The organism is Cellulosimicrobium sp. MI9406 (genome assembly GCF_040595865.1).
GTDB lineage: Bacteria > Actinomycetota > Actinomycetes > Actinomycetales > Cellulomonadaceae > Cellulosimicrobium > Cellulosimicrobium funkei.
Map to the genome: position 1 here is coordinate 21289 of NZ_JALIZI010000008.1, position 12625 is coordinate 33913.

Here is a 12625-nt window from a genome sequence, read left to right on the forward strand (position 1 = left end):
CGCGCGTCAGCGGGCCGACAACGTCCCCACCGTCGCGGCCGCGCTCACCTCGCCGAGCACCACGGCGTCGATGAGCTGGCGCGCCCACCCGAGGACCTCCGCACCACGCAGCGGGCGGCCGCCGATGCGGGCCGTCGTCGGGTACGGCACGAGGATCGCCCGGATCGCGGGCTTGAGCAGCGTGCCCGGGTAGAGGCGCTTGAGCCGCAGCTGCGCCGACTCGGGGAGGTCGACCGGCGCGAACCGGATGAACTTGCCCTGCGCGGTGACGTCCGTGAGCCCCGCCCGGCGGGCGTGGTTGCGGAAGTCGGCGACGTCGAACAGCGCGGACGCGACGTCCGGGAGGGCGCCGTAGCGGTCGACGAGCTCGGCCCGCACCTCGGCGAGCTCCGGCGCGTCGGCCGCGGCGGCGATCTTCTTGTACGCCTCGAGCCGCAGGCGCTCGGTCGCGATGTAGGACTCCGGCAGGTGCGCGTCGACCGGGAGCTCGATCGAGACCTCCGGCTGCTCCTCGGGCCCGTCGCCGCGGTAGTTGGCGACGGCCTCCCCCACCATGCGCACGTACAGGTCGAACCCGACGCCCGCGATGTGGCCGGACTGCTCCCCGCCGAGCAGGTTGCCCGCGCCGCGGATCTCGAGGTCCTTCATCGCGACCTGCATGCCCGCGCCGAGGTCGGTGTGGGCCGCGATCGTGGCCAGGCGGTCGTGCGCGGTCTCGGTGAGGGGTCGCTCGGGCGGGTACAGGAAGTACGCGTACGCGCGCTCGCGCCCGCGGCCCACGCGGCCGCGGAGCTGGTGGAGCTGGGACAGGCCGAGCATGTCCGCGCGCTCGAGGATGAGCGTGTTGGCGTTGGAGATGTCGAGGCCCGTCTCGATGATCGTCGTGCAGACGAGGACGTCGAGCTCCTTCTCCCAGAACGCCCGGATCACCTGGTCGAGCTGGTGCTCGTTCATCTTGCCGTGCGCGACGCCCACGCGGGCCTCGGGGACGAGCTCGCGCAGCCGCGACGCGGTGCGCTCGATCGTCTCGACCTTGTTGTGCACGTAGAACACCTGGCCCTCGCGCAGCAGCTCGCGGCGCAGCGCCGCGGCGATCTGCTTCTCCTCGTACGCCCCGACGTACGTGAGGACGGGGTGGCGCTCCTCCGGCGGGGTCGCGAGCGTCGACATCTCGCGGATGCCCGTGACGGCCATCTCGAGCGTGCGCGGGATCGGGGTCGCGGACATGGCGAGCACGTCCACGTTGGTCCGCAGCTGCTTGAGCGTCTCCTTGTGCTCGACGCCGAACCGCTGCTCCTCGTCGATGATGACGAGGCCCAGGTCCTTGAACCGCACGCTGCCCGTGATGAGGCGGTGGGTGCCGATGACGACGTCCACCGTCCCCTGGGCCAGCCCGTCCACGACCTCCTCGGACTCCTTGGGGGTCTGGAAGCGCGACAGCGCCTTGACCGTCACGGGGAAGCCCGCGTACCGCTCGGAGAACGTCTCGAGGTGCTGCTGCACGAGCAGCGTCGTGGGCACCAGCACCGCGACCTGCTTGCCGTCCTGGACCGCCTTGAACGCCGCGCGGATCGCGATCTCCGTCTTGCCGTAGCCGACGTCGCCGCACACGAGCCGGTCCATCGGGACCGTCTTCTCCATGTCGGCCTTGACCTCGTCGATCGTCGCAAGCTGGTCGGGCGTCTCGACGTACGCGAACGCGTCCTCCAGCTCGCGCTGCCACGGCGTGTCCGGGCCGAACGCGTGGCCCTGCGTGGCCATGCGCGCCGAGTACAGGCGGATGAGCTCGCCCGCGATCTCCTTGACGTGCTTGCGCGCGCGGGACTTCGTCTTGGCCCAGTCCGACCCGCCCATCTTGTTGAGGCTCGGCGCCTCGCCGCCCGTGTACTTCGTGACCTGGTCGAGCTGGTCCATGGGCACGAAGAGGCGGTCGCCCGGCTGGCCGCGCTTGCTCGACGCGTACTCGATCACGAGGTACTCGCGCGTCGCGGCGTTGCCGCCCGTGCCGAGCGTCCGCTGGACGAGCTCGACGAAGCGGCCCACGCCGTGCTGCTCGTGCACCACGAAGTCGCCCGCCTTGAGCTGGAGCGGGTCGACGACGTTGCGCCGCCGGCTGGGCATCTTGCGCATGTCGCGCGTGCTCGTCCCCGCCCGGCCCGTGAGGTCGGCCTCGGAGAAGACGGCGAGCCGCAGCCCCGGCGCGACGAAGCCCTTGCCGACCATCGCCGGCGTGACGAGGACGATGCCGCCCTCGGGCTCGTCGTCGAGCCGCGGCACGAGCCGCGCGGGCGTGTCGGCCGCGCCGAGCTGCTCGACCATGCGCTTGGCCGGCCCGTGGCCCTCCGTCGTGAGCACGAGCCGCCAGCCCGCGTGCTGCAGCCCGCGCACGTCGTCGAGCGCGCGCGCCACGTCGCCGCGGTAGGACTCGACGTCGCGCGCGCCGAGCGTGAAGGTCGGCACGCCGTCGGCGCTCTCGCCGACGTGGGCGGCCGTCGTGCCCGCGCCGCCGCTCGACGTGGCGGCGTCCGCAGCGGCGCTCCCGCCGGCGTCCGGCGGGACGTCGAGGTCGGGGTTGTCGAGCGCGAACGACGACAGGGTCCACCAGCCCAGGCCGCGGCGCTGCGCGACCGCGCGCACCTCGGAGAACGTCTCGAACGACGCCGCGGACAGGTCGACCGGCGCCTTGCCGCCCGCCACCGCGCCCGTCCAGGCCGCGGCGAGGAACTCCTCCGTGGTCGCCACCAGGTCGTGCGCGCGACGGCGCACGCGCTCGGCGTCGTCGACGACGAGGAGCGCGTCGTCGGGCACGAGCTCGAGCACCGGGACCATGCGGTCCACGAGCACCGGCGCGAGGGACTCCATGCCCTCGACCGCGACGCCCGCCGCGAGCCGGTCGAGCATCTCGGTCGCGCCCGGCAGGTCCTCCACCAGCGCGGCGGCGCGCGCCCGCACCGAGTCCGTGAGCAGGATCTCGCGGCACGGCGGCGCCCACAGCCCGTGCTCGGCGATCTCCAGGCTGCGCTGGTCGGCGACCGCGAACCAGCGGATCTCCGACACCTCGTCGCCCCAGAACTCCACGCGCAGCGGGTGGTCCTCCGTGGGCGGGAAGATGTCGAGGATGCCGCCGCGGACCGCGAACTCGCCGCGCCGCTCGACCATGTCCACGCGCGTGTACGCCGCCGCGACGAGCCGCTCCGCGACGTCCGTGAGGTCCGCCGTCGTGCCCGCGTGCAGCTCGACCGGCTCGAGGTCCCCCAGCCCGTCCACGACGGGCTGCAGGAGCGCCCGGACCGGCATGACGAGCACCCGGACGGGACCGGACGGGCCGACCTCCGGGTCCGGGTGCGCGAGGCGCCGGAACACCGCGATGCGCTTGGCGACCGTGTCCGCGCGCGGGCTCAGGCGCTCGTGCGGCAGCGTCTCCCAGCTCGGCAGCACCGCGACGACGTCGCCGAGCTCGTCCGGCAGGTAGGCGCGCACGCTCGCGGCCAGCTCGTCCGCGTCGCGCCCCGTCGCGGTGACCACGACGAGCGGGCGCGAGCCCGCGGCCCACGCCGGGCCACCCCCGCCGCCCGACGCCGGGGCGTCGCCGTCCGGCACCGGCCCCGTCGCGCGCGCCCCCGCCATCGCCGCGAGGAGCGGCGGGCGGACGCCGGCCGGGCCGACGACGTCGGCCTCGCCGCGGGCGCGCACGTGCTCGACCGCGGCCGCCGCGGCCTGGTCGGCGAGCAGCGCGGGCAGGATGCCGGTGAGGTTCATGGAGGTCCTTCGAGGAGAGGGCACGACGACGGTCCCGACCGGGGCGGGCGATCGGGTCCGGCGTCCACACTACGCGCGTGGACCCACATCGTTCCGCGCGCGGGCGTGCGTCAGGCCCCCGCCACCGGGGCTTCCTCCGAGCGCCCCGCCGCCGCGGCCCGCCGTCGGGCGCGCAGGTCCCGGGCGACCCAGATCGAGTTCGGCACCACCTGGAAGACGAGGATCGCGACCGCCGACCCGACGACCGGCCCGGCCGCGCCCAGCGGCTCGATGAGCACCCAGGAGAGCGCCACGTTGCTCACGGTCATGAGCAGGACGGGGACGACCTGGAACCGCAGGCCGCGCTCGTCGGTCATGTACATGCCGGGCGGGTAGTTGAGCGCCTGGACCGCGACGAGCGCGCAGTAGCCCAGGACCAGCGCGAGCGGCACGGTGATCTTGCCGTCGGCGACCACGTCCTGGAGGAGCGGCAGGCACAGCGCGAGCACCGTCGACAGCAGCACGCCCCCGGCGAGGAACGCGAGGGAGATCCGGAACGGGCTCATCACCTCGTCGCGCGCCCGCGCCTGCGCGAAGTAGGGCCACATGCTGACGCCCGCCGCGATGATCGCCTGCATGACGAGCCCGAAGAGCTGGGTCGCGAACGTGTACTGCGCGAGCGCCTGCGTCGTGGACAGGTGGGACAGGAGCAGCCGGTCGCTCTGCATCGCGACCGGCATCGCGACGGACTGCACGAGCATCGGCACCGCGACCGCGGCCACCGGCACCCCGGGCACCGCCCGGCGCCGCGGGACGTCGCGGAACGCCCGGCCGACCTGGGGCGCGAGCAGGCGCGCCGCGACGCTCACCGTGATCGCCGACGCGAGCCCGGCCGCGACGTAGGAGACGAGGGCGACGTAGTCGCCGCCCTGCCCCTTGCCGACGAGGACGAGCACGACGACGCCGACGAAGAAGAGCGGCGACACGATGCCCTGGAGGAACGTCTGGAGCACGTTCTGCTTGAGCCCGATGAGGACCCGGATGCCGATCCCCAGCGGGAGCGACAGCCCGAACACGACGAGGCACAGCGTCGCGACGACGTCCCCGCCCGCGACGAGGCCGTCGCCCAGCAGGAGGGGCCACCACCCGAGGAGCTGGATCGCCACGCACACGGCGGCGATGGTCAGGCCCGAGACGGTGAGGACGCGCAGCGCCGTCGTCAGCGTCCGGTGGACCCGCTCCGACTCGCGCGGGGACGACGCCTCCGCGATGGCGTTGATGACGACCGCGCCGATGCCCAGGTCGGCGAACGGCAGGAGGTTGCGCAGCCCGTTGAGCAGCCCGTACTGGGCGTAGGACGCGACGCCGAAGTGCTCGATGATCAGGCGGCTGGTGACGATCCCGAGGAGCCCCGCCAGGCCCATCACGGCGACCTTGGCGCCGGCCGTCCCGGTCACCGAACGCCAGAGGCCCACTCGTCCTCCTCGTGCTCCCGGTGCGTCGCCCGCAGGCCCGAGCGCCGGTCCGCTGCCCGGAATTCACGATCTTAGGACCTTCTCCACGAGATCCGACCGTCGCGGGAGGGTGAATCCCGCCCGACCTGCGGCGACCGTCCGGTGCGCCCGACTACGGTGGACGGCAGGGCCCGTCGCCGACGGTGCCGACCGGCCGCGGAGGGCGAGAGATGACGCTGCGCGAGTACGTGACCGCGGTGCTGCGCCACTGGGTCGTGGTCGCCGTGTGCGCCGTCCTGGGGGCGGTCGCCGGGTTCGGCTACGCGCGCTCGGAACCGAAGGTGTACCAGTCGTCGGCGTCCGTGATGGTCGTCCCCGAGCAGGGCGAGAACGCCGCCGAGCTCGTGCAGGGCTCGAACTACGTGCAGAACCTCGTCGCGTCGTACGCGGTGCTCGCGCAGTCGCCGTACGTGCTCGAGCCCGTGATCGAGGACCTGGGCCTCGACACCACGCCCGCCCGCCTGGCCCGCAGCGTCAGCGTGAACACGCCGCTCAACACCGTCGTCATCGAGATCGCGGTGAGCGACACCTCGCCGGACCGCGCGCGCGAGATCGCCGACGGGATCAGCGACCAGCTCGCGCTGGCCGTCCCCGAGCTGTCGCCGCAGCTGGCCGACCGCTCGTCGGCCGTGCGGATCACGACGATCGCCCCCGCGCGCCAGCCCGTGAACCCCATCGCGCCCAACACGCGCATGCTCATGATGGTCGGCCTCGCCGCGGGGCTCGCCGTCGGCGTGACGTACGCCGTCCTGCGCGAGCTGCTCGCGCGCCGCGTCGTCAGCTCGTCGTCGATCCAGTCGATGCTCGGGGTGCCGTTCCTCGGCGAGGTGGTCAAGGTGCCGTCGCGCACGTCGCTGCCCGCCGTCGTCGCCGCCGGTCCGGGGAGCCGCCCGTCCGAGAGCGTGCGCACGCTCGTCGCCAACGTGCGCTTCGCCGACGTCGACCACGGCCGCCGCGTGCTCATGGTCTCCTCCGGCGACGCGGGCGAGGGGAAGAGCTCGATCGCGATCAGCCTCGCGCTCTCGCTCGCCGAGGACGGGAGCAGCGTGCTCCTCGTCGACGCCGACCTGCGCCGGCCCTCGATCGCGCGCGTCACCGGGCTGGAGGGGTCGGTCGGCCTGACGAACCTGCTCGTCGGCGACGTGGCCCAGGAGGACATCGTGCTCCCCTGGACGCGCCCCAACCTCTTCGTGCTGCCGAGCGGCGTCCTGCCCGCGAACCCCGGCGTGCTGCTGTCCTCCGAGCGGCTCGTCGCCGTGATCGGCGACCTGCGGACGCACTACGACTACGTCGTGATCGACACCGCGCCGATCCTCCCGCTGAGCGACCCGCTCTGGCTCTCACGCGCCGTGGACGGCGTGCTCGTCGTCGCCCGGGCCCGCAAGACCCGCATCTCGCGGCTGCGCCAGACGGTCGACAAGTTCGAGCGGGGCGAGGCGGACGTCATCGGCATCGTGCTCAACGACGTCAAGCCGCGCGGGCGCAGCGCCTACTACGTCAACGACTCCCGGGTCGGCGTCCCCGGCGCGTTCTCGCGCGAGGCCGGGTCCCCCGACGTCAGCCCCGCCGCGACGGCCGACGACGCGGCGGCGCCGCGCGCCGTCGAGGACGCGGACCGCCGCACGACGCCGTGACGACCGGGTGACGACGCGATGACGGCGCGCGCCGGGGCCGAGCCCGGGACCGGGCCTTCGACGACCGTCCCGACGGCGGAGCCCCTCCCGGGGGTGTCCGACGTCGCGACGCGCATCGCGGCCGGCGCGGCCGCCCTCGCGTGCGGCGCCTGGATCCCGATCGTCGCGGGGATCACCCCGGCGATCGTCGTCGGGCTCGTGCTGCTCCCCGTGTGGCTCCCCGTCGTGCGCCGGTCCCGGCCCGGCCGGTGGTTCGTGGGGCTCGGCGTCCTCGCCCTGCTGAGCGGCGTCCTGCTCACCGAGCTCTCCGCCCCGGACCGCGTGCTGTCGTCGCTGGCCCTGCGCGACGGTCTCACCACGCTCTCAGCGCTCGTCCTCGGCGCCGGGGTGCTCCTGTGGTGCCGCGCCGTCCTCGAGACGTCCACCGTCGCCGTCCTCTTCGGGGTCGGCGCGCTCGTCGCGGCCGCCCTGCGCACCGGCGGCGCCGACAACCCCTGGAAGTACACGTACGGCATGCCCGTGACCGTGCTCGTGCTCGCGCTGTGCCTCAGCACGCGGTCCCGCGGGCTGCAGGTCGTCGCCGCCCTCGCGCTCGCCGGGGTCTCCGCGGTCAACGACTCGCGCTCGGCCGCGACGACGATGCTCATGGTCGCTCTCCTCGTCGCCTGGCAGGCGATGCGCACCGGCCTGCGCGTGCGGTCCGGCGGGGTGCGCGTCGCGACGCAGCTCGGCGTGCTCGCGCTCGTCGTCTTCCTCGGGATGCAGACGCTCGTGCTCGACGGCTACCTCGGCGCGGACGCGCAGCAGCGCACGGAGATGCAGATCCAGACGTCGGGCTCCGTCTTCACGGGTGGACGGCCCGAGATGGGCGCTGCGACCGCGCTCGTCGCGGCCCGGCCCTGGGGGTACGGCGCGGGGGCCGTGCCCAACCTCCAGGACCTGCTCACCGCGAAGACCGGGATGGCACGTCTCAACTACGACCCCAACAACGGCTACGTGGAGAAGTACCTCTTCGGGTCGGGCTTCGAGGTGCACTCCGTGCTCGGCGACCAGTGGATCCGGTTCGGGCTCGTCGGCATGCTGTTCGCCGTCGCGTGCGTCGTCGTCGTCTGGCGCGGCACGCTGGCCGACCTCGGCCGCAACGCGGCGTCGGCGCTCCTGCTCTACCTCGCGCTCTCGTGCGCGTGGGACCTGCTCTTCAGCCCGTTCTACTCGGTGTCCGCCACCGTCCTCATGCTCGGCGTGGCGATCGCGACGCCGTACACGCTGCCCGACCGCGGCAGCACCACCCCGCTCGGTCGGCCCTGAACACCCCCTGAAGACTCCCCTGGACGCGCCGGTGCCCCCGGGTCGAGGACCCGGGGGCACCGGCGGACGTGCGGGGCGGCGGGCCTACGGCTCGCGCACCACCTTGACGTCGTCGAACGACACGCGCGTGGTCGGGTTGGTGGACGCCGAGCTCACCGCCACCTTGATGCTCACCGTGCCGGGCGCCTGGAGCGCCGCCGTCGTGTCGGTCGCCTCGAGGTGCCACGCCTGCGCCGGTCCGGCCGCCGTGGGCCAGACCTTGGCGGAGAGCGTCGTCGGGGACGTCCCGACCGCCGAGATCGACACCGTGTACCGCGCGCCGGGTGCGTACGTCGCGGGGAGCAGCTGGTTCCCGAGGAGCGTCTCGTCCCGGAGCAGGTACAGCCGCATGAGGCCGTTGGGCTCGAGACGGACGCGCGCGGAGTACGTGCTCGTCCCGACCTGCCGGCCGATGAGCGTGACCGACGTCGTCCCGCCCACCGACGCGACGTCCGACCAGAACGTCGTCTCGGTGCGGGCCCGCGACTCCGAGACCCCCGCCAGGCGCGCCTCGCGCGTCCAGGAGGGCGACATCGCCAGCGTGCCGGCCGAGTCCGCGACCGAGAAGGCCGCGGCCCCGCCGAGCGCGGACCACGCCGCGCCCGACGTCGTCGTGCCCCAGCCGGAGGTCACCGCGCGGTCGAACGTGTCGCGCACGACGACGTTCTCCGCCGGCGCGGTCGCCACGACGTCGTGCGACACGGAGGACGTGCCCCCGCGGTCGTCCGTCACCGTGAGCGTCACCGTGTACGTCCCGGCCTGCGCGTAGGTGTGCGAGGCCGTGGCGCCCTCCGCGGTCGCGTCGTCCCCGAAGCTCCACGCGTACGACGCGATCGTGCCGTCCGGGTCGCTCGACGACGAGCCGTCCACCGCGACGGTGAGGTCCGTCGCGGAGGCCGTGAACGCCGCCTGCGGCGTCACGTTCGGCGCGAGCACCTGCACCGAGGTCGTCGCCGTGGCCGTCGCCCCGCGGTCGTCGGTCACGTCGAGCGTGATCGTGTACGTCCCCGGCGCGTCGTAGGTGTGGGTCGCCGTCGCCCCGGTGCCGGTCTCGCCGTCACCGAAGTCCCACGCGTACCCGGTCAGGGTGCCGTCCGGGTCGCTCGAGCCCGACCCGTCGACCGACACCGTGAGGCCGTCGGCCTGCGCCGTCACGACAGCCTGCGGCGGGACGTTCGGCGTGGTGCCGGAGCCCAGCTGGAAGTGCTGCTTCACCTGGGCCGGCGTGAGCGCGACCGGGTAGACGGCCGCCTCGTCGAGGTAGCCCTTCCAGTAGGTGTCGCCCTCCCAGCCGTTGTCGCCGCCGAGCCGCCAGTAGCCGGTGTTGTTCTCCGGCACCGCCTTGTCGTTCGACCCGACGAGCTCGCCGTCGAGGTAGAGCCGCATGCCCGCGCTCGACTGCGTCGCCACGACGTGGTGCCAGGCGTTGTCCCGGTACGACCCGGTGGTGCTGAGCACCTGCTGCGCGCCGTCGTACGTGCCGAACTTCACCTTGCCGTCCGGCGACATGTACACGTGGCGGTCGTAGTTGGAACTCGTGCCCGTCCGGCTGCTGCCGAACCCGATGAGCTTCCCGCCGGTCGTGGTGTCGGTCTTGAACCACGTCTCGACCGAGTACACCGTCGGGTTGGCGTAGCTGCGCTGGCTCGCGACGAGCCCGCCGTTCCAGGTGCCGAAGATGTTCTTCGTCGGCTGGAAGCGCACCGCCTTGTCCGTCACGCCCGTGAGCGCGCCGGTCTGCGACTTCGTCACGGGGCCGGAGTACGAGCCGTCGGACGCGTCGGGGCCGGAGTCCTTCGCGACCGAGCCCGAGGACTCGCCGAGCCGCCAGTAGAGCGTCGGCTCGAGCGAGTAGACCGCCTGGCCGTACGCGTCCTGCGGTGCGGCAGCCCCGGCCGCGGGACGGCCGCTCGCCGTCCAGTGGTCGGAGACCTCGCCGCGGGTGAGCGCACGGTCGTACACGGCGACGTCGGAGATGGTGCCGTTGAAGAAGTTCGAGCTCCCGCTGTTCGGCCAGCCCGACTGGCTGTCCCCACCGACGCGCCAGTAGCCCGAGTAGGACTGCGCCGACGTCGTGTCGCTGCGCTGACCCGCCTTGACGCCGTCGACCCAGAAGGTCATGCCGGAGCCGTCGAGCGTGCCGACCACGTGGTGCCACGCGCCGTCGTTGTACGAGCCGGCGGTCGTGATCTCGCGGACCATCCCCGGGTGGACGCCGAACGTCAGGCGACCCGAGTTGTTCATGTAGATGTGCCGGTCGTAGCTCGACGACGTGCCGGTCTTGGCGTTGCCGAAGCCGACGATCTTGCCGCCCGACGTCGAGGTCGTGCGGAACCAGGCCTCGACGGAGAACCGCTGCGGTCCGGTGGTCGCGGTCGGGGTGCTCCCGGAGACGCCGTTGGCGCCCGAGAAGCGCGTCGCCTTCGCCGTCGGCGGGACGTCCTTGCCGTCGACGCCGCGGGTCGTGCCGTTCGTGAGCGCGAGGTCGGACAGCGAGGCCCAGTCGGTCGCGCTGCTCCCGCTCGCCTCGTTCATCGGCCAGTAGCTCACCGGCGAGTCGCCGAGCACCGAGTCGTTGTAGGCCGTGCTCGACCCCTGCGCCGCGATCGTGACCGGCGTCCAGTTCGAGACCGTGGAGTTGCCGTCGCCGTCGATCACCTTGACGCGGTACTCGACCGTGCTGCCCGGCGCGAGGCCCGAGTCGGTGTAGCCCATGGTCGGGCGCACCCAGAACGTGGACGACGCCTTCTGCGTGGAGATCGGGGCGGTCGTGCCGCGGCGGTACAGCTCGTACGTCAGCTCGGCGTTGTCCTGGTCGATGTTCGCCGGCCAGGAGACGCGGGCGCTCCCGCTGACGAGCGACCGGGTCGAGATGGTGTACTGCCCGCCCTGGATCGTCGGGCCGATCTTCGTCGGGGCGACGTCGCGCCGCGCGAACCGCACCAGCCCTTGCTGCCGGGCCCCGGCGACGCGCGTGAACTCGCCGCCGTACACGACGTACTTGTCGTTGGCCGTGATGTCCCACCCGGCCTGCGAGATCCCGGACGCGCTGCCCGTGCTCCACGTCGGGTACCAGTGCAGCAGCTTGCCCGCCGTCTGGCCCGTGAAGCTGCGGTAGCCCCAGATGTCCGGCGTGATCTTGCGGTCCGACGGCTCCTTGGCGAAGGCCAGCGAGTGGTTCACCGTCCAGGGGTCCGTCTGCGGGAACTCGCCGATGTTGCCGCAGTAGTGCGCGTGGGTCGCGACGTAGACGGAGTCGCCGGCCGGGTACACGGAGTAGGTGTCGCCGTGGCAGTCCTCCATCCAGACGAGCGACCCGTCGGACCAGCTCGCACGGAACGAGCCCTCGAAGTCGTCCTCCGTCTTGCTGCCGCCGTAGTCGTAGCCCGACCCGTAGACGCTGTCGCCGTCGGACGCGAGCGAGTAGATCGCGGCGTTGTCGCCGCCGTTGCGGATCACGGAGTTGACGGCCCACGGGAGCACGGTGCCCGTCGTCGCGTCGAGGGCCGCCATGCCGCGGCCGGGGTTCGTCGACCCGTTGGTGCTCGTGAAGGAGCCCGCGACGACCACCTTGGCGCCGTCGGGCGAGATCTCGATCGCGCGGCCGCCGTACCCGCCGGCGAGCTCCGGCGCGAAGCCGAGCAGCGCGCCCGTGGACGCGTCCAGCGCGGCGATGCGGGCGCGCGCGGTGTTGTTGACGTTGGAGAACTCGCCGGTGATGTAGACCGTGGAGTTCGTCGCCTTGATGTCGTAGACCGTGGAGTTGGTGCCCGGGTTCCAGCTCGAGACGAGCGCGCCGGTCGCGGTGTCGAACGCCGCGAGGCGGTACCGCGTCTGGCCGGCGATCTCGGTGAACGCGCCCGCGACGTAGAGCCGCTTGCCGTCCGGCGACGACGAGATCGCGAGGACGCGACCGTTCGTGCCCGGGTTCCAGGACGCGTCGAGCACGCCGGTCTCGACGTCGTACCGCAGGATGTTCGCGCGCGGGGTCTCCCCCGTCCCGGCCGCCGCACCCGCGGGGCGTGCCGAGGTGAACTGGCCGCCGGCGTACGCGCGGCCGCCGACGATGGTCTGCGCCCAGACGATCCCGTCGATCTGGGTCGTGGGCAGGGGGTCGGCCGTGACCGGGACGGTCGCGTCGGCCGGGGTGGCGGCCGCGGCGACCGGCGCGTCGGGCGCGACGGCGGCAGGGGCCGCGGCGGGCGCCGCGCTCTCGACCGCGCCGGCCGCCGGGGCGACGAGGGCCGTCGCGACGAGGGCGGCGACGGTCAGCCCGGCGACGCGGCCGACGACGCGTCGCCGTCCCGGCGGCGCGCCCCGAAGAGAGCCCTGGACGACCGTCCGACTCACATCATTGTTTTTCATGGGTCACTCTCTTCGTCGCGGACCCGC

At 73.4% G+C, this 12625-nt stretch carries 5 protein-coding genes; 2 read left to right on the plus strand and 3 right to left on the minus strand.

The genetic code is table 11. From position 1 onward, the window contains the following. Window positions 1-6: 6 nt before the first annotated feature. On the minus strand, window positions 7-3759 hold the full coding sequence (gene mfd, locus MT994_RS15320) for a transcription-repair coupling factor (RefSeq protein ID WP_354806950.1): 3753 nt from the start codon (window positions 3757-3759) through the stop codon (window positions 7-9). Between the two features lie 110 nt (window positions 3760-3869). Continuing rightward, window positions 3870-5213 (minus strand): oligosaccharide flippase family protein, encoded by a 1344-nt coding sequence (locus MT994_RS15325; protein WP_228485053.1) that lies wholly within the window; start codon window positions 5211-5213, stop codon window positions 3870-3872. Window positions 5214-5422: 209 nt separating this feature from the next. Between MT994_RS15325 and MT994_RS15330 the strand changes: the two genes are divergently transcribed. Next, window positions 5423-6886: a polysaccharide biosynthesis tyrosine autokinase gene (locus MT994_RS15330; protein ID WP_085387461.1), complete on the plus strand. Its 1464-nt coding sequence runs from the start codon at window positions 5423-5425 to the stop codon at window positions 6884-6886. A gap of 93 nt (window positions 6887-6979) precedes the next feature. Beyond that, window positions 6980-8194 (plus strand): hypothetical protein, encoded by a 1215-nt coding sequence (locus MT994_RS15335; protein WP_354806952.1) that lies wholly within the window; start codon window positions 6980-6982, stop codon window positions 8192-8194. Window positions 8195-8278: 84 nt separating this feature from the next. Here the strand turns inward: MT994_RS15335 and MT994_RS15340 are convergent, their stop codons facing one another. Then, on the minus strand, window positions 8279-12598 hold the full coding sequence (locus MT994_RS15340; protein WP_354806953.1) for a LamG-like jellyroll fold domain-containing protein: 4320 nt from the start codon (window positions 12596-12598) through the stop codon (window positions 8279-8281). Window positions 12599-12625: the final 27 nt, after the last annotated feature.

What these genes read in the sequence shown, in the direction of transcription:
- MT994_RS15340 (WP_354806953.1), bottom strand. Translation starts at nt 12,598, where the DNA reads ATGAAAAACAATGATGTGAGTCGGACGGTCGTCCAGGGCTCTCTTCGG.
- mfd (WP_354806950.1), bottom strand. Translation starts at nt 3,759, where the DNA reads ATGAACCTCACCGGCATCCTGCCCGCGCTGCTCGCCGACCAGGCCGCG.
- MT994_RS15330 (WP_085387461.1), top strand. Translation starts at nt 5,423, where the DNA reads ATGACGCTGCGCGAGTACGTGACCGCGGTGCTGCGCCACTGGGTCGTG.